We start from the raw sequence: 16,508 nt of genomic DNA on the forward strand, positions 1-16,508 counted from the left end.
TTCGCGCCCCACATTGGCGCATTCCGCACCTATTCGAAGCACCCCCGAGGAGATCATGGTGAAAGTGCAGAGTCTGGACGACTTTCTGCGTGGCGTCGCCGCGCGCGACCCGCAGCAACCCGAGTTCATGCAAGCCGTCCAGGAGGTGATGCTGAGCCTGTGGCCCTTCGTCGAAAAGCATCCGCACTACGCCGAGCACGCCTTGCTCGAGCGCCTGGTCGAGCCCGAGCGCGTCATTCAGTTCCGCGTCTGCTGGACCGATGACCAAGGCCGCGCCCAGGTCAACCGCGCGTTCCGCATCCAGCACAGCTCGGCCATCGGCCCCTTCAAGGGCGGCATGCGCTTCCATCCGTCGGTGAACCTGTCGATCCTGAAGTTCCTGGCTTTCGAACAGACCCTGAAGAACTCGCTGACCACGCTGCCCATGGGCGGCGGCAAGGGCGGTTCGGACTTCGACCCGAAGGGCAAGTCCGACGCCGAAGTGATGCGCTTCTGCCAGGCCTTGATGATCGAGCTGTACCGCCATCTGGGCCCGGACACCGACGTGCCTGCCGGTGACATCGGCGTGGGCGCGCGCGAAGTCGGCTTCATGGCCGGCATGATGAAAAAGCTGTCGAACTCGACCGCCAGCGTGTTCACCGGCAAGGGCCTGACCTTCGGCGGCAGCCTGATCCGCCCCGAAGCCACCGGCTACGGCACCGTGTACTTCGCGGAAGAAATGCTCAAGCGCGTGGGCAAGTCGTTCGACGGCCTGCGCGTGTCCGTGTCGGGCTCCGGCAACGTCGCCCAATACGCCATCGAAAAGGCCATGGCCCTGGGCGCCCGCGTCATCACCGTATCCGATTCGAACGGCACGGTCGTCGACGAGGCCGGCTTCAACCACGAGAAGCTGGTCGCCCTGATGCACATCAAGAACGACCTGCGCGGCCGCCTGGATACGTATGCCCGCCAATTCGGCTTGAAGTACGAAGCCGGCAAGCGCCCGTGGCACGTGCCCGTCGACGTCGCCCTGCCCTGCGCCACCCAGAACGAACTGGAGCTGGCCGATGCGCAGACGCTGATCAAGAACGGCGTGCTCTGCGTGGCCGAAGGCGCCAACATGCCCGCCACGCTGGACGCCGCCAAGGCCTTCATCGCCGCGCGCGTGCTGTACGCGCCGGGCAAGGCCAGCAATGCCGGCGGCGTGGCCGTGTCGGGTCTGGAAATGGCCCAGAACTCGGCTCGCCTGTCGTGGACCCGCGAAGAAGTGGACACCCGCCTGCATGCCATCATGCGCGACATCCACGAAAACTGCGTGCGCCATGGCCACTCGGAGCGCGAGTACGTGAACTACCTGGACGGCGCGAACATCGCCGGCTTCGTCAAGGTCGCGGACGCGATGCGCCAGCAAGGCCTGTACTGATCGGGCGCCACCCGGCGCGGCGCGCCGAATGCCTGTGATGCCCATGAAAAGGCCGACTCACACGAGTCGGCCTTTTTGCTTGTGGCCTGGGCGGGAGATGCCCAAGGCGGGGTGCGACGACCAGCTCAAGCGCCGGGGAGCTCGGCGCCCCGGCGGCGAAAGGATCAGTGCTTCATCGCCCCATGATCATGGCTCATGCCGGGGTTATGCGAGGCCGGCTTGACCTTGAATTCAACCGCGACATCACCCGCCTTCTCGAACTTCAGCGTGGCCGGCACGGTGGCGCCGTCCTTGAAGGGCGCCTTCAGCTTGATGAACATGACGTGGTAGCCGCCCGGGCTGAGCTTGACTTCGGAGTCGGCCGGCAACGCGATGCCGCCTTCGACCTGGCGCATTTTCGACACGCCGTTCTCGGTCTGCACCGTGTGCAGTTCCACGCGTTCGGCCGCGTCCGACACCACCGACAGCAGCCGATCCGGCGCCTTGGCGTCGTTGTCGATATCCATATAGCCCGCGCCATTGGCCTGGCCCGGCGCGGAGGCGCGGACCCAGAGGTCGTCGACCTCGATCTGGCCAACCTTGTAGTCCTTGGCCCAGGCCGAACCGGCGGCGCACAGGCCCAGGGCTGCGATGGCGGCAAACTTGCGGATGTTCATGGGTGTCCTCCTGAGACGTTAACGCCGCCTGACCAGGCTGCGGGCGGCTGACAGAACCGAGTCGGTCAAGGCTTCCATCGCCTCGGAGTTTACCCGCCAATGCTGCCAGTAAAGCGGCACATCTTCCCATGCGCGCCCGCGCAGCAAAACCAATTGACCCGCATCAAGGTGCTCTTGCACGAGCGGCAGCGGGTTCATGGTCCAGCCCAAGCCACCCAGCGTGGCCTGGACGAAGGCGCGCGTGGACGGCACCCACCACACCGGCGGCTCCCACGGGGCCGGGTCCGCGATCTTGTGTGCAAAGCGCGCCTGCAGGGCGTCCTTGCGGTTGAACACCAGCACGGGCGCCTGCGCCAGCGTCTGCGCATTCACGCCCGCCGAGAAGTAGCGTTTGTGGAAATCCGGCGTGCAGGTGGCCACGTAGCGCATGCTGCCCAGCGCGTGGATGCGGCAACCCTGCACCGGATCGGCCAACGTGGTCACGGCGCCCAGGACCGAACCATTGCGCAGCAACGCGGCCGTGTGGTCCTGGTCTTCGGACAGCATGTCCAGCGTGGCGCGGGTGCGCGCCGAAAACTGCAGGGCGGCATCGACGAACCAGGTTTCCAGGCTGTCGTGGTTGACGGCGACGGGGATGCTGGCGTGGGGCACGTCGTCGTCGGCGACGCCCAGGCGGTTCAGCGCGTCGTGCTCCAGCAATGCCGTCTGCTCGGCAAGCTGGACCAGAACCTGGCCGTCGGCCGTGGCCGCGGCGGGCACGGTGCGCTGGACCAGCAGCCGTCCCATGCGATCTTCCAATGCCTTGATCCGCTGCGACACCGCCGACGGCGTGACGCTCAGCGACAACGCGGCCCGTTCGAAGCTGCCTTCGCGCACCACGGCGGCCAGGGCGCGGAGGTTGCCGTGATCGATTTTCATGTCCTTAGCAATACTTAATATAGTGAAGGAAAATTAGCTGTATTTCATACACATGGCAAGGGAAAATGATGCATTGCCGGCCGCTTTACGCGGCCGGCCACATTATCAAAGCGCCGCCACAGGCGCTGTAGTCACAGGTACACGCATCATGTTCGCCACCTTGTCTTCCCCCCTCTTCCTGACCGCCTGGGCCAGCGGCACGGCCACCGGGCTGGGCCTGTTCGCCGTCGTCGGCGCCCAAAGCGCGTTCATCCTGCGCCAGGGGCTGATGCGCGCGCATCTGCTCAGCGTGGTCGCCATCTGCGCGCTGATTGACGCCGTCTTCATCTTCGCCAGTGTCACCGGTCTGCAGGCGCTGACTTCCTGGTTCCCCTGGCTGACGACCGCCGTCCTGTGGTTCGGCGTTGCCTTCCTGACCTGGTACGCCGCGCAATCGGCGCGCCGCGCCTGGACCGCCACCGGCGGCCTTGCCGCCGCGCGCGACGTGGTTCCGTCGCGTCGGGCCGCCATGCTGGGCGCACTGGGCTTCTCGCTGCTCAATCCGCACTTCTGGCTGGACATGGTGGTGGTCGGCTCGCTTGCGCACGGCTTCGACGACGCGCGCATGGCGTTCGCGGCAGGCGCCTTCACCGCCAGCCTGCTGTGGCTGGCCGTGTTGGGCATTGGATCGCGCCTGTTCGCGCGGTTCTTCGCCAACGCGTCCGCCTGGCGCATCCTGGACGGCGTCATTGCCGTGGTGATGGCCGGGCTGGCGATCAGCCTGGCGGTCAAGGGCGTGTAGCGCGCCGCGATCGGAGTCCAGCCATCTACACCTCGACCTTCATCTTCGCCAAGAAGCAATTCGACGACGAATTCCACCGGCTGGATCAGCGCATAGCGCAGGCGGCGCGGGCGATTCCGGGCTACCTCGGCGAAGAATCCTGGGAAGACCCCGCTCGGGGCCTGTACGCCAACATTTATTACTGGGAATCGCTGGCCGCGCTGGAAACCCTGATCCGCGATCCGGCGCATCAGCAGGCCAAGGCGGCCCAGTCGCAATGGCTGGATGGCTATCGCGTGGAGATCTCCCAAGTGCTGCGGCAGTACGGGCAAGGCCTGCCATTCCCCGCGCTTTTATAATCAGCGCCTCACCAATTTTTGTCGGGCGCATGGCCGGCCCGCCAGACGGTCTATGCGCGGACCCTCCCCTTCCAAAGACGTGCGCCTGCCGCCGCTCGCCGCCATCCAGGCATTCGAGGCGGCTGCCCGGCTGGGCTCTTTCGAGCGAGCCAGCGAAGAACTCTTCGTCACCGCAAGCGCCATCGGCAAGCGCATCGCGGCGCTGGAAACGCAGCTCGACGTCACGCTCTTCATCCGCAGCAGCCGCGGCGCCACGCTGAGCGCCGCCGGACGCGAATACCTGGAGCAGGTGCGCACGGCGCTGGACCTGCTGTCGGACGCCTCGCTGCACAAGCGTGGCGAGCCCAAGCTTGAGACGCTGCGGGTCGTGTCGACCCCCACCTTCGCCCGCCAGGTCCTGATACCGGCGCTACCGGGCTTCACGGCAGCGCACCCTGACGTCGAACTCGAGATCATGCTGTCCATTCCGTACCTGGACATCATGCCGCCCAACGCCGATGTCTGGATCCGCTTCGGCAGCGGCAAGTATCCGGGCCTGCATGCGCAGCCGCTCACGCATGACCCCGTGTTCGCGGTCTGCTCTCCCGACTACGAGAAGACACGCGGCCCCTTCGCGCGGCCCGCGGATCTCGAGCGCGCGGACCTGCTGCGCTGCCCGATGGAACCCTGGCGTCCCTGGCTGGCGGCGGCGGGACTGGACTGGCCGGAGCCGTCGCGCGGCGTCTGGCTGGTGGACCTGGGCATGATGCTGGCGGCCGCACGAGCCGGCCAGGGCATCGCGCTGACGCGCCGCTCCCTTGCCGCCGAATGGCTTGACGAAGGCAAGCTGGTCCGTTTGCTGGACGTCGAAATCCCCGGCGAGTCGCAGTACTACCTGTGCACCGAAATGTCGCGCACGCCGGGCGGCGCGGCCCAAGCGTTTTCCCTATGGCTTGCGGATGTGTGCAAACGCGCATCCCAATGGCCATGCGGCTCGGCGGGCAGCCAGGAATAAATTTCCACACAAAGGCGGAATGAATTTCCGCACGCCGCCACGCCGCGATGGCTAGGATGCGGCACACGCAACTGCCCGCTTGCGGCGCGCCATGCGCCGATCCCATCGCCGCGACCCTGTTCGCATTCAGCGCAATGACAGGAACCCTGCATCTGCACTAGGTATTTACGCGGAAAAACCCCGCCGGGTCAGATTCGCGTAAGCGATTAAGCAGACAGTCACGACACGCAACAAAGGAGCGCGCCAAACAACATCCTTTCGCCGACTGGCGCCGGCACACGGCTTTCCACGCAGTTCTACCAATTACAACGGAGACATCCATGGATTTTCGTTTGAAGCTGCTTGCAGGAACCCTCGCTTTTGCCGCAACGGCCGCGTCCTACGCCGCCGACCCCATCAAGATCGGCGTGGCCGGTCCGTACACCGGTGGTTCGTCTTCCATGGGCGTCAGCATGCGCGACGGCGTGCGTCTGGCCATCGAAGAAATCAACAAGAATGGCGGCGTCCTGGGCCGCCAGCTCGTCGCCGTCGAACGCGATGACGAAGCCAAGAACGAGCGCGGCGTGCAGATCGCGCAGGAACTGATCAACAAGGAACAGGTCACGGCGACCGTCGGCTACATCAACACCGGCGTGGCGCTGGCTTCGCAGCGTTTCTACCAGGACGCCAAGATTCCCGTCTTCAACAACGTGGCCACGGGCAGCGTGATCACGCACCAGTTCAAGAAGCCGGAATATCCCGACAACTACGTGTTCCGCAACGCGGCGCATGACAGCATCCAGGCCCCGATGATCGTGGAAGAAGCGATCACCCGCCGCGGCTTCAAGAAGGTGGCGATCCTGGCCGACTCCACCAACTACGGCCAGCTTGGCCGTGAAGACCTGGAAAAGGCGCTGGACTCCAAGGGCATCAAGCCCGTGGCCGTCGAGAAGTTCAACATCAAGGACGTCGACATGACGGCCCAGCTGCTCAAGGCCAAGGCCGCCGGCGCTGAAGCCGTGCTGACCTACGGCATCGGCCCCGAGCTCGCCCAGATCGCCAACGGCATGACCAAGCTGGGCTGGAAGGTGCCGATCATCGGCAGCTGGACGCTGTCGATGGCCAACTACATCGACAACTCCGGCACCAACGGAGAAGGCGCGCGCATGCCGCAAACCTTCATCCAGGACCCGGACACGCCCAAGCGCAAGGCCTTCATCGACGCCTACCTGGCCAAGTTCAAGCCCAAGAACAACCGCATCGATTCCCCGGTGTCGGCTGCGCAGGGCTATGACTCCATCTTCCTGCTGGCTGCGGCCATCAAGCAGGCCAACTCCACCGACGGCCCGAAGGTGCGCGAAGCGCTGGAAAACCTGCAGGCGCCCGTCGAAGGCGTGGTGATGACCTACAACAAGCCCTTCTCGGCTGACAACCACGACGCCATCACCATCAAGGAAGTGGTGATCGGCGAGGTCAAGGGCGGCCGCGTGGTCAAGGCCAACTAAATCCCGACACGCAGTCCGGCGGCGGCTGCCCGGCCGCCGCCACCCGCGCTCCCAACCCGGGGCGCGGGGCATGCAGCCGCCTGAAAACAGCGTTCTGCCCAAGGGGGTTGGGACGGAACAACGCGCCTCAAGACACACACCATGATTCTTCTACAGCTCATCTATAGCGGTATCGCGCTAGGCATGATCTATGCGGTCATTGCATTCGGATATCAGCTCACTTTCGCCACGTCGGGCACTTTGAACTTCGGCCAGGGCGAAGCCCTGATGCTGGGCGCGCTCGTCGGACTCACGCTCGTCGGCCTGGGCGTCAACTATTGGGTCATGATTCCCATCGTCTGCATCTTCGGCTTTGCGCAAGGCGCGCTGGTCGAGCGGGTCGGCGTGCGGCCGGCCATCAAGACGCGGTCGGAATTCGGCTGGATCATGGCCACGATTGCGCTGGGCATCATCTTCAAGAACGTGGCCGAGAACATCTGGGGCCGCGACGACCTGCGCTTTCCGTCGCCGCTGCCCGAAGCCCCGATCCAGGTGCTGGGCGCCAACGTACTGCCCATGGAACTGCTGGTGGTGTTCGGCGCGCTGGGCATGATGATCCTGGTGGAGATCTTCAACCGCAAGTCCATCTACGGCAAGGCCTTCGTCGCCACGTCCAATGACCGCGACGCCGCCGGCCTGATGGGTATCAACACCGGCATGGTCATCACCTTTTCCTACGCGTTGTCGTCGCTGACCGCCGCCTTCGCCGGCGTGCTGGTCGCGCCCCTGACGCTGACGGGCGCCACGATGGGCGCCGTGCTGGGCCTGAAGGCGTTTGCCGTGGCGATCATCGGCGGCCTGTCCAGCGGGATGGGCGTCGTGGTGGGCGGGCTGATCCTGGGGATCGCCGAAACGACCACCGGTTTCTATCTTTCGACGGGGTACAAAGACGTGCCGGGATTGGTATTGCTGCTGCTCGTTCTGACCTTCAAGCCCGCCGGCCTGTTCGGCAAGACCGCGATCAAGAAGGTGTAAGCGATGAAACCCCTGCACCTGCTGCTTTCCATCGTGGCCGTGGCCTGCCTGGCCGCCGTGCCCCTTGGCGTCACCAACACGTATTACCTGCATCTGATCGAAACCATCATGATCTATTCGATCCTGCTGTTCGGGCTCGATATCGTGGTGGGCTACACCGGCCAGGTTTCGCTGGGCCACGCCGGCCTGTTCGGCATTGGCTCGTACGTCGCCGGCGTGCTGGTCTTCCACCTGCAGTTCCCGATCTGGCTGACGCTGCCCGCCGCCATCGTCATTGCCGCCGCCTTTGGCGCGGTGCTGGCCCTGCCGGCGCTGCGCGTGACCGGGCCTTACCTGGCCATGGTGACGCTGGCGTTCGGCACGATCATCCAGATCCTGATCAACGAGATGACCTTCCTGACCGAAGGTCCGCTTGGCATCAAGATCTCGAAGCCCTCCATCGCCGGGCACATTCTGAGCAAGGCCGAGTACTTCTGGCTGGTGGGCGCGTTGCTGGTGATCTCGCTGATCGTGGTGCACCGCATCCTGAAGTCGCACCTGGGCCGTTCTTTCGAAGCCCTGCGCGACAGCCCGATCGCCTCGGACTGCATGGGCGTGTCGGTGTACCGGCACAAAGTGATCGCGTTCGTGATCAGCGCCGGTTTCGCCGGCCTGGCGGGTGCGCTGTATTCGTATTCGGAACAGTACATCTCGCCCAATACCTACAACTTCGAACTGACCATCCTTTTCCTGCTGGCCATCATCATGGGCGGGCGCAAGAGCCGCACGGGCGCACTGCTGGGCGCTTCCATCATCGTGCTGCTGCCCAAGATGCTGGACGACATCGGCACCTTCAGGCTGATCGCGCTCGGCGTCGCCATCCTGGTGACCGTGGGCAGCGTCGTGGCCATCTCCAAGGGGCGAACCGAGCCGCGCAAGGTCGTGGTGCCGGTCGTCGGCACCATCGTGCTGGCTGTCTTCTCGTACTGGCTGGACGCGGTGACGGACTGGCGGCTGACGATCTTCGGCGCCATGATCCTGTTCGTCGTTTACTACCTGCCGGACGGCATCGTGGGCTTCGTGCGCAACCTCTTCTTCTCGACCCGTCGCGCCGCGCTGAGCGTCAAGAAGGATCTGGTGAAGGAACAGGAAGCGGTGCCCGACGCGGTCGCCGGCAAGGGCGAGACGCTGCTGGCGGCGAAGAGCGTGCTGATGCAGTTCGGCGGCCTGAAGGCGCTGAACCAGGTGGACCTGACCGTCAAGCGCGGCACGATCCACGGCCTGATCGGCCCCAACGGCTCGGGCAAGAGCACGATGATGAACGTGCTGACGGGCATCTACGTGCCCACCGCCGGCGCCGTGGAGTTCTCCGGCAAGTCGCTGGTGGGCTTGCCCCCGGCCGACATCGCGGAAGCAGGCATCGCCCGTACGTTCCAGAACGTGCAGCTCTTTGGCGAGATGACCGCGCTGGAAAACGTGCTGGTGGGCCTGCATCACACCTTCACCACGGGCCTTGCCGGCATCGCGCTGCGCACGCCGAAATGGAAGGACGAGGAACAGGGCGCGCGCGCCCGGGCGATGGCGCTGCTGGAATTCGTGGGCCTGGAATCCCTGGCCAGCGAAGAGGCGCGCAACCTGCCCTACGGCAAGCAGCGCCTGCTGGAGATCGCACGCGCCCTGGCGCTGGATCCGCAACTGCTGCTGCTGGACGAGCCCGCAGCCGGCCTGACCGCACCCGACATCGTGGAGCTGCTGGCCATTATCCGCAAGGTGCGCGACCACGGCATCACGCTGATCCTCATCGAGCACCACATGGACGTGGTGATGGGAGTTTGCGACACCGTGTCGGTGCTGGACTTCGGCCAGAAGATCGCCGAGGGGCTGCCGAATGAAGTGCAAAGCAACGCCAAGGTCATCGAGGCGTATCTGGGCGGCGCGCCCGCCTGACGCCAAGGGGACAACAAGATGCTATCGATCAAGAATCTGGAAGCAGGCTACGGCAAGGTGAAGGTGCTGCACGGCATCAGCATGGAGGTGCCGAAAGCCAAGGTGGTGACGCTGATCGGCTCCAACGGCGCCGGCAAGACCACGACGATGCGCGCACTGTCGGGGATGATCCGCCCGACGGCGGGCGAGATCACGCTGGGCGGCAAGCGCATCGACGGGATGGAATCGCACCGAATCGCGCGTCTGGGGTTGGCGCATTCCCCGGAAGGCCGGCGGGTGTTTCCGACGCTGTCGGTGACGGACAACCTGCTGCTGGGCGCGTTCCCGCGCCTGACGGGCAGTCGGCCGAAAGGCGATGTGCAGGCGGACCTGGGTCGGGCGATGGATCTTTTCCCGCGCCTGAAGGAACGCCGCGATCAACTCGCAGGCACGCTATCCGGCGGCGAACAGCAAATGCTGGCCATGGCCCGCGCGGTGATGCTGAATCCGGAACTGGTGCTGCTGGACGAGCCGTCGATGGGACTGGCGCCGATCCTGGTGGAAGAGGTCTTCCGGATCATTGCGCGGCTGAAGGACGAAGGCGTCACGATGCTGCTGGTCGAACAGTTCGCGGCGGCGGCGCTGAACGTGGCCGATTATGGGTATGTACTCGAGAACGGGCGGATCTCGGTGCATGGGAGTGCGGATAAGTTGAAGCATGATCCGGCGGTGGTGGCGGCTTATCTGGGTGGGTCGCACTAGGTGAGCTTGCGATCGACGAGGTTGAGTTCTTAAGCCGCCTGTCGCAGCGGTCGGCTAGGTGCGCGGGGCTACGATTGCAGTCCGGAGCCTTCGCTCCGGACTGCCCCGTCGTCAACCTTGTATGGTGTGGGTGCGCCTTCGTCCGCCTTCGGCTCCCTACGGTTTCCCTCGGGCGCATCTACACGCCCCGCGCACCCAGCCGACCGCTGCGACAGGCTCTTTATGCTCCAGCTTTACGAACGCCGGGACGAGCCGGGTTCTTTAGGTTTTTGCCTGCGCTGGGGTAAAGAGGAATATCTTGCCGGGCCCGCCCCCGGCCGGCCGCGCGGGCGGCAGCTAGTCAGCGACAACGCAAATTCCCTGCCCCGACTACAGGTCTTGCAGCGCCACAAGCCAAAGACCCTAGTAGCACGGCGACCGCGACGTCGGGCGGCCGACGAAGAGTAGCCGCGTGCGTGCGCAATGCAAACCGACGAAGCTTCACCCTCAGCAACCTTGCTAACTCAGCAACGTCGCCCTCAAACAATCGTCAACGTCACATCAATATTCCCGCGCGTAGCATTCGAATAAGGACATACGATGTGCGCCGCCGCTACCAGCTTTTCGGCCTCCGCCCTCTCCAGGCCCGGCAGCGAGATCTTCAGTTCGACTTCGATGCCGAAGCCCGTGGGGATCGCGCCGATGCCGACGGTGCCGTTGACCGACACGTCCGCGGGGATCTTGATCTTGTCGCGGTTCGCGACGAACTTCATCGCGCCCAGGAAGCAGGCCGAGTAGCCCACTGCGAACAGTTGCTCCGGGTTCGTGCCGGCGGCGCCGGCGCCGCCCAGTTCGCGCGGCGTGGTCAGCTTGACGTCCAGGTTGCCGTCGTCGCTGATGCCACGGCCTTCACGGCCTCCGGTTGCGGTGGCGTTGGCGCGGTAGAGGACTTTTTCGATAGACATGGTGCGTTTCCTTTTTGGATGAAAGTGGGACTGCTTGCCTTGCGGGACCTTTCCCGCGTCGGCGGTCAACGATGAACTACTGACTTGCCTTACCTATTACATTGCGTACAAGAATATCGTGCGCTACTTATTTGGCCGGATGATGACAGGCATCGCCCGGCAATTCAAAGACTTTCGACCAACTTCTCCCGCAGCGCATGCAGCGTCTTCATCATGCCCTGCGCCTCGTCCAGCGAGCATTGCGCGGCGGCGGCGATGGAGTGAGGCACCGCTTCAGCCTTTTCCCGAAGATCCCGGCCCTGTTTGGTCAGGCCCACGATCACCTGGCGTTCGTCGTTCACCGCCCGCGTGCGCGTCACCAGGCCTGCGGCCTCAAGGCGCTTGAGCAGCGGCGTCAGCGTGGCCGAATCCAGGAACAGGCGGTCGCCGATATCCGTCACCGTAATCTCGTCGCCTTCCCACAGCACCAGCATCACCAGGTACTGCGGATAGGTCAGATCCAGCCCGCGCAGCAGCTTACGATAGACCTTGTTCATCGCCAGAGAGGTCGAATACAAGGCAAAGCACAGCTGGCTGTCCAGCAGCAGCGGGTTGAATGCGCTTTTGGTCCTGGTTCTGGATTTCATGGTGCAATATTAAATAGCGCGCGATTTATCGTCAACATTTTTTTTTACTGTGACGACACTGGCCTTTCATGCCGCCTGCTCGCCCTCCGCAACGTCCCGGTCCGAACCGTATTGCTTCAGACCGTCCAGGTCCAGCACGCGGACCGCGCCGTACTCGACATTGAGCAATCCCGCCTCTTCCAGCTTGCGCAGCGCCTGGTTGGCGCGCTGGCGGGACACCCGGGCCAGATAGCCGACTTCTTCCTGCGTAATGGCCAGGCGCATGCCCATCCCGGGATACAGCAAAGGATTGAAGAGCTCGGCCAGACAGCGGGCGACGCGCGCGTCGGGATCCAGCAGACGGTCGTACTCCGCCTTGCCGATGAACTGCGCCACGCGCTCGTTCAATTGGTGCAGAAGATAGCGGTTGAACGGAATACTGGTATCCAGCAACCAGTCGAACGTCGCGCCGGGAAGGCGCGCCACCACCGAATCTCGCAGCGCGACGATGTCGTACTTGCGCACCTCGCGCTTGAGCAGCGAGCCTTCGCCAATCCATCCGCCCGCAGGCACGCCTGTCAGCGAGGCGACCTTGCCTTCGGAGTTGCCGACCGATACCTTGACCAATCCCGCCAGCACGCCGATCCAAGCCTGTGCGAGTTCGCCTTTGCGCTCTATGATCGACCCGGCAACGACCTGCTGCACGGAAAGGTCCCGCTCGACGCGCGTTTGCTGTTCGGCGTTGAGCACGCGAAACCAGGCCGCGGCGAGTTGCAGGGAGTCGGCTAGCTGCATCGGGAATACCCTAAAAGGTCCTTGAATGTCGCGATGGTGACAGTTGGTAGCAACCCAACCTTATACCTTAACTGCTGCCGTAAATCTAAAACCAACTGGTCAAGCACCTCATCGCCATCGCCGCGTATTTCGCGGCCTCCTGGCGCGATGCGCCCAAACCGGAGGAGACAACGTGGCACATTCATCGCCCGCATCTGCACAGATGCCGGCGGCGCCGGATACCTTTCCGGCGCTGCTGCTCGCGCATGCCAACGTTCGTGGGTCGCGGCCCGCGATACGAGAAAAAGATCTGGGGATCTGGCAAACCCTTACGTGGTCCGAGGTGGCGGAACATGTCCGTCACGTCGCGCAAGGACTGGCGTCGCTGGGCATCCAGCCCGGCATGCACGTCGCCGTCATCGGCGAGAACCGTCCCCGCCTGTATATGGCCATGATGGCCGCGCAGTCGTTGGGCGCCATTCCCGTGCCGCTCTATCAGGACGCGGTGGCGCAGGAAATGGTCTACGTGCTGCAGGACGCCGAGGTCAGCGTCGCGGTCGTCGAAGACCAGGAACAGGTCGACAAGATGATCGAGGTGCGCGAGCAATGCCCCGCCCTCAAGCATGTCGTATTCGACGATCCTCGCGGCCTGCGCCATTACTCCGACGCCATGCTGCTGTCTTATGAGCGGCTGGAAGAACTGGGGCGCGAATATGCCGCCCAGCATCCGGACTTTTTCCAGCGCGCCGTCGCGGCCGTTCAGCCGCAAGACGCTGCCGCCATGTTCTACACGTCGGGCACGACGGGCAAGCCCAAGGGCGTGGTGCTGACGCACCATGCGCTGATCGATCGTGCGCGCGCCGTGTCCGACATGGAAAAGCTGACCGACCAGGAAGACGTGCTGGCGTACCTGCCGCCCGCGTGGATCGGCCAGAACATGTTTTCGTACACGCAGCTTCTGGTCACCGGCTTCACGGTGAACCATCCGGAATCGCCCGACACCGTGTCGATCGACATGCGCGACATCGGCCCCACGTATTACTTCGCGCCGCCGCGCGTGCTGGAAGGCCTGCTGACGCATGTGATGATTCGCATGGAAGACGCGGGCTATCTCAAGCGCAAGCTGTTCGGCGCGTGCATGAAGCTGGCGCGCCGCGTTGGCGCGAAGATCCTGGACGGCGAGTCCGTCAACGCCTGGGACCGCGCGCGCTACGCGCTGGGCAACGTGCTGATCTATGGCCCGCTGCGCAACGCGCTGGGCATGAGCCGCGTGCGCGTGGCCTACACGGCGGGCGAAGCCATCGGCCCCGACCTCTTCGTCTTCTATCGCTCCATCGGCATCAACCTGAAGCAGTTGTACGGCTCGACCGAGACCTCCGTCTTCGTCTGCGTGCAGCCCGACGGCCAGGTGCGCGACGACACCGTCGGCCCGCCCGTTCCAGGCGTGGAGATCCGCGTGGCGGACAACGGCGAGATCCTGGTGAAGAGCCCGGGCCTGTTCAAGGAGTACTACCGCAATCCGGACGCCACGGCCGAAGCGCGCAGCGTCGACGGCTGGTTCCACACGGGCGACGCGGGCTATCTGGACACAGACGGCCAGTTGAAGATCATCGACCGCGCCAAGGACGTGGGCAAGCTTGCCAACGGCAGCCTGTTCGCGCCCAAGTACATCGAGAACAAGCTGAAGTTCTTCCAGCACATCAAGGAGGCCGTGGCCTTCGGTGCGGGCCGCGAGGACGTGTGCGCCTTCATCAACATCGACCTGGAAGCCGTGGGCAACTGGGCCGAGCGCCGCGGCCTGGCCTACGCCGGCTACACGGACCTGGCGGCCAAGGAAGAAATCTACCAGCTGATCGCGGAATGCGTGGAACAGGTCAATGCGGATCTGGCCACCGATCCGAAGCTGGCAGCCTCGCAAGTCAGCCGCTTCCTGATCCTGCACAAGGAACTGGACCCCGATGACGACGAACTGACCCGCACGCGCAAGGTGCGCCGCGCGTTCATCGCGCAGAAATACGGCGTGCTGATCGACGCGCTCTTTGGCGGCAAGCAGTCGCAGTTCATCGAGACCGAAGTGAAATTCGAAGACGGGCGCACCGGCAAGATTTCGGCGGACCTGAAGATCCGCCCGGTCAAGACGTTTCCCGCCATAACCGCCCGAGCCGCGTAGAGACCATGAGCAACAACGACCGCGACCAGCGTATCGGCGATGTCATGCTGGACATGCAGAACATCTCCTTGTCCTTCGGCGGCGTCAAGGCGCTGACCGATATTTCCTTCAACGTGCGCGAGCACGAGATCCGCGCCATCATCGGCCCCAACGGCGCGGGCAAGAGCTCGATGCTCAACGTCATCAACGGCGTCTACACGCCGCAGCAAGGCGGCATCGAATTCCGGGGCCAGCGCTTTTCCCGGATGAATCCGCGGCGCGCCGCCGAGATGGGCATCGCGCGCACGTTCCAGAACCTGGCCCTGTTCAAGGGCATGAGCGTGCTGGACAACATCATGACCGGCCGCAATCTGCGCATGAAGAGCGGCCTTCTGGCGCAGGCGTTTCGCCTGGGGCCGGCCGAACGCGAAGAGATCCAGCATCGCGAGTTCGTCGAGAACATCATCGACTTCCTGGAAATCCAGGCATTCCGCAAGACGCCCGTCGGGCGCCTGCCGTACGGCCTTCAAAAGCGCGTCGACCTGGGCCGCGCGCTGGCGATGGAACCCCGCCTGCTGCTGCTGGACGAGCCGATGGCGGGCATGAACATCGAGGAAAAGCAGGACATGAGCCGCTTCATCCTGGATGTGAACGATGAGTTCGGCACGACCATCGTGCTGATCGAGCACGACATGGGCGTGGTCATGGACATCTCCGATCGCGTGGTGGTGCTGGACTATGGAAAGAAAATCGGCGACGGCAAGCCGGACGAAGTCCGCGCCAACGAAGACGTCATCCGCGCCTACCTCGGCGTGTCGCACTAAGGCGGGCAGACATGGGATTTTTTCTAGAGACCTTATTCGGCGGACTGATGAGCGGCATGCTGTACGCCCTGATCGGCCTGGGCTTCGTGCTGATCTTCAAGGCGTCCGGCGTCTTCAACTTCGCGCAGGGCGCCATGGTGCTGGTGGCCGCGCTGTCGATGGCGCGCTTTTCGGAATGGCTGCCGCGCTGGCTGGGCTTTGACAACATGATCCTGGCCAACGTGCTGGCGTTCATCGTCAGCGCGATCGTGATGTTCCTGCTTGCCGTGGCGATCGAGCGCTTCGTGCTGCGCCACCTGGTCAACCAGGAAGCCACGACGCTGCTGATGGCCACGCTGGGCATCAGCTATTTCCTGGACGGCCTGGGACAGATCACGTTCGGCAGCTCGGTGTATTCCATCAATGTGGGCATGCCCAAGGATCCGCTGATGATCCTGGACTCGGTCTTCGAGGGCGGGCTGCTAATCAACCTGGAAGACCTGACCGCCGCCGTCATTGCGGCGCTGCTGGTGGCGGCGCTGGCCCTCTTCTTCCAGTACACGTCCACCGGCCGCGCCCTGCGCGCGGTGGCCGACGATCACCAGGCCGCGCAGTCCATCGGCATCCCGCTGAACCGCATCTGGGTGATCGTGTGGAGCGTGGCGGGACTGGTTGCGCTGGTGGCCGGGATCATCTGGGGCTCGAAGTTCGGCGTGCAATTCACGCTGTCCACCGCGGCGCTGCGCGCGCTGCCGGTCGTGATCCTGGGCGGCCTGACCTCGGTGCCGGGCGCCATCCTGGGCGGACTGATCATCGGCGTGGGGGAAAAGCTGTCCGAGGTCTACCTGGGGTCGCTCGTGGGAGGCGGCATCGAAATCTGGTTCGCCTACGTGCTGGCGCTGGTGTTCCTGCTGTTCCGTCCGCAAGGGCTGTTCGGCGAGAAGATCATCGACCGCGTCTAAGCCCGCGGCTCACCAAG

The 16,508-nt window shown here is 64.3% G+C and carries 16 protein-coding genes; 11 read left to right on the top strand and 5 right to left on the bottom strand.

Annotated features, from left to right (window positions below; genetic code table 11):
* Positions 1 to 55 precede the first annotated feature (55 nt).
* Entirely contained in the window at positions 56 to 1,402 is a 1,347-nt protein-coding gene (gene gdhA, locus RT614_RS18585; RefSeq protein WP_313623607.1) for an NADP-specific glutamate dehydrogenase, read from the top strand.
* Positions 1,403 to 1,566: 164 nt separating this feature from the next.
* Here gdhA and RT614_RS18590 read toward each other — a convergent pair whose 3' ends face one another.
* Entirely contained in the window at positions 1,567 to 2,058 is a 492-nt protein-coding gene (locus tag RT614_RS18590; RefSeq protein WP_313623608.1) for a copper chaperone PCu(A)C, read from the bottom strand.
* A gap of 18 nt (positions 2,059 to 2,076) precedes the next feature.
* On the bottom strand, positions 2,077 to 2,976 hold the full coding sequence (locus RT614_RS18595; protein WP_313623609.1) for a LysR family transcriptional regulator ArgP: 900 nt from the start codon (positions 2,974 to 2,976) through the stop codon (positions 2,077 to 2,079).
* A 148-nt stretch (positions 2,977 to 3,124) separates the two neighbouring features.
* Here RT614_RS18595 and RT614_RS18600 point away from each other — a divergent pair, with 148 nt between their 5' ends.
* The 7 genes from RT614_RS18600 (at position 3,125) to RT614_RS18630 (ending at position 10,254) form a co-directional block, all read left to right on the top strand.
* Positions 3,125 to 3,757 (top strand): LysE/ArgO family amino acid transporter, encoded by a 633-nt coding sequence (locus RT614_RS18600; protein WP_313623610.1) that lies wholly within the window; start codon positions 3,125 to 3,127, stop codon positions 3,755 to 3,757.
* Positions 3,758 to 3,780: 23 nt separating this feature from the next.
* Entirely contained in the window at positions 3,781 to 4,095 is a 315-nt protein-coding gene (locus RT614_RS18605) for an antibiotic biosynthesis monooxygenase (RefSeq protein WP_313623784.1), read from the top strand.
* A gap of 52 nt (positions 4,096 to 4,147) precedes the next feature.
* Positions 4,148 to 5,089, top strand: a complete 942-nt coding sequence (locus RT614_RS18610) for a LysR substrate-binding domain-containing protein (protein ID WP_313623611.1) — start codon at positions 4,148 to 4,150, stop codon at positions 5,087 to 5,089.
* A 320-nt stretch (positions 5,090 to 5,409) separates the two neighbouring features.
* Positions 5,410 to 6,573 carry an ABC transporter substrate-binding protein gene (locus RT614_RS18615; protein ID WP_313623612.1) on the top strand — a complete coding sequence of 388 codons (1,164 nt, stop codon included), beginning with the start codon at positions 5,410 to 5,412 and terminating at the stop codon, positions 6,571 to 6,573.
* Between the two features lie 141 nt (positions 6,574 to 6,714).
* Positions 6,715 to 7,587, top strand: coding sequence for a branched-chain amino acid ABC transporter permease (locus RT614_RS18620; protein WP_006216335.1), 873 nt, complete (start codon positions 6,715 to 6,717; stop codon positions 7,585 to 7,587).
* 3 nt (positions 7,588 to 7,590) lie between these two features.
* The gene (locus RT614_RS18625) at positions 7,591 to 9,513 is read left to right on the top strand and encodes a branched-chain amino acid ABC transporter ATP-binding protein/permease (protein WP_313623614.1); all 1,923 of its coding nucleotides are present in this window, start codon (positions 7,591 to 7,593) and stop codon (positions 9,511 to 9,513) included.
* Positions 9,514 to 9,531: 18 nt separating this feature from the next.
* Positions 9,532 to 10,254, top strand: coding sequence for an ABC transporter ATP-binding protein (locus RT614_RS18630; RefSeq protein ID WP_313623615.1), 723 nt, complete (start codon positions 9,532 to 9,534; stop codon positions 10,252 to 10,254).
* A 518-nt stretch (positions 10,255 to 10,772) separates the two neighbouring features.
* On the opposite strand, the gene RT614_RS18635 is transcribed toward RT614_RS18630, so the two are convergent.
* From RT614_RS18635 to RT614_RS18645, 3 genes are all read right to left on the bottom strand, one after another.
* Entirely contained in the window at positions 10,773 to 11,198 is a 426-nt protein-coding gene (locus tag RT614_RS18635; RefSeq protein ID WP_313623616.1) for an organic hydroperoxide resistance protein, read from the bottom strand.
* Positions 11,199 to 11,362: 164 nt separating this feature from the next.
* Positions 11,363 to 11,824, bottom strand: a complete 462-nt coding sequence (locus RT614_RS18640) for a MarR family transcriptional regulator (RefSeq protein WP_313623617.1) — start codon at positions 11,822 to 11,824, stop codon at positions 11,363 to 11,365.
* A 66-nt stretch (positions 11,825 to 11,890) separates the two neighbouring features.
* On the bottom strand, positions 11,891 to 12,598 hold the full coding sequence (locus RT614_RS18645) for a Crp/Fnr family transcriptional regulator (protein ID WP_313623618.1): 708 nt from the start codon (positions 12,596 to 12,598) through the stop codon (positions 11,891 to 11,893).
* 172 nt (positions 12,599 to 12,770) lie between these two features.
* On the opposite strand from RT614_RS18645, the gene RT614_RS18650 reads away from it, so the two are divergent.
* Genes RT614_RS18650 through RT614_RS18660 form a run of 3 tightly spaced genes read left to right on the top strand, consistent with a single transcriptional unit; the run spans position 12,771 to position 16,491 of the window.
* On the top strand, positions 12,771 to 14,747 hold the full coding sequence (locus RT614_RS18650; RefSeq protein ID WP_313623619.1) for an AMP-dependent synthetase/ligase: 1,977 nt from the start codon (positions 12,771 to 12,773) through the stop codon (positions 14,745 to 14,747).
* A gap of 5 nt (positions 14,748 to 14,752) precedes the next feature.
* Complete coding sequence (locus tag RT614_RS18655) at positions 14,753 to 15,550, top strand: ABC transporter ATP-binding protein (protein WP_313623620.1); 798 nt, start codon at positions 14,753 to 14,755, stop codon at positions 15,548 to 15,550.
* Positions 15,551 to 15,561: 11 nt separating this feature from the next.
* Complete coding sequence (locus RT614_RS18660) at positions 15,562 to 16,491, top strand: branched-chain amino acid ABC transporter permease (RefSeq protein ID WP_313623621.1); 930 nt, start codon at positions 15,562 to 15,564, stop codon at positions 16,489 to 16,491.
* The last annotated feature ends 17 nt before the right edge of the window (positions 16,492 to 16,508 follow it).

It is taken from the genome of Achromobacter sp. (genome assembly GCF_032102605.1).
Taxonomy (GTDB): Bacteria; Pseudomonadota; Gammaproteobacteria; order Burkholderiales; family Burkholderiaceae_B; genus Achromobacter.

Excerpts from the sequence above, each read along its gene's own strand:
- gdhA (WP_313623607.1), top strand. The coding sequence starts at position 56 with ATGGTGAAAGTGCAGAGTCTGGACGACTTTCTGCGTGGCGTCGCCGCG.
- RT614_RS18590 (WP_313623608.1), bottom strand. The coding sequence starts at position 2,058 with ATGAACATCCGCAAGTTTGCCGCCATCGCAGCCCTGGGCCTGTGCGCC.
- RT614_RS18595 (WP_313623609.1), bottom strand. The coding sequence starts at position 2,976 with ATGAAAATCGATCACGGCAACCTCCGCGCCCTGGCCGCCGTGGTGCGC.
- RT614_RS18600 (WP_313623610.1), top strand. The coding sequence starts at position 3,125 with ATGTTCGCCACCTTGTCTTCCCCCCTCTTCCTGACCGCCTGGGCCAGC.
- RT614_RS18610 (WP_313623611.1), top strand. The coding sequence starts at position 4,148 with ATGCGCGGACCCTCCCCTTCCAAAGACGTGCGCCTGCCGCCGCTCGCC.
- RT614_RS18615 (WP_313623612.1), top strand. The coding sequence starts at position 5,410 with ATGGATTTTCGTTTGAAGCTGCTTGCAGGAACCCTCGCTTTTGCCGCA.
- RT614_RS18620 (WP_006216335.1), top strand. The coding sequence starts at position 6,715 with ATGATTCTTCTACAGCTCATCTATAGCGGTATCGCGCTAGGCATGATC.
- RT614_RS18625 (WP_313623614.1), top strand. The coding sequence starts at position 7,591 with ATGAAACCCCTGCACCTGCTGCTTTCCATCGTGGCCGTGGCCTGCCTG.
- RT614_RS18630 (WP_313623615.1), top strand. The coding sequence starts at position 9,532 with ATGCTATCGATCAAGAATCTGGAAGCAGGCTACGGCAAGGTGAAGGTG.
- RT614_RS18635 (WP_313623616.1), bottom strand. The coding sequence starts at position 11,198 with ATGTCTATCGAAAAAGTCCTCTACCGCGCCAACGCCACCGCAACCGGA.
- RT614_RS18640 (WP_313623617.1), bottom strand. The coding sequence starts at position 11,824 with ATGAAATCCAGAACCAGGACCAAAAGCGCATTCAACCCGCTGCTGCTG.
- RT614_RS18645 (WP_313623618.1), bottom strand. The coding sequence starts at position 12,598 with ATGCAGCTAGCCGACTCCCTGCAACTCGCCGCGGCCTGGTTTCGCGTG.
- RT614_RS18655 (WP_313623620.1), top strand. The coding sequence starts at position 14,753 with ATGAGCAACAACGACCGCGACCAGCGTATCGGCGATGTCATGCTGGAC.
- RT614_RS18660 (WP_313623621.1), top strand. The coding sequence starts at position 15,562 with ATGGGATTTTTTCTAGAGACCTTATTCGGCGGACTGATGAGCGGCATG.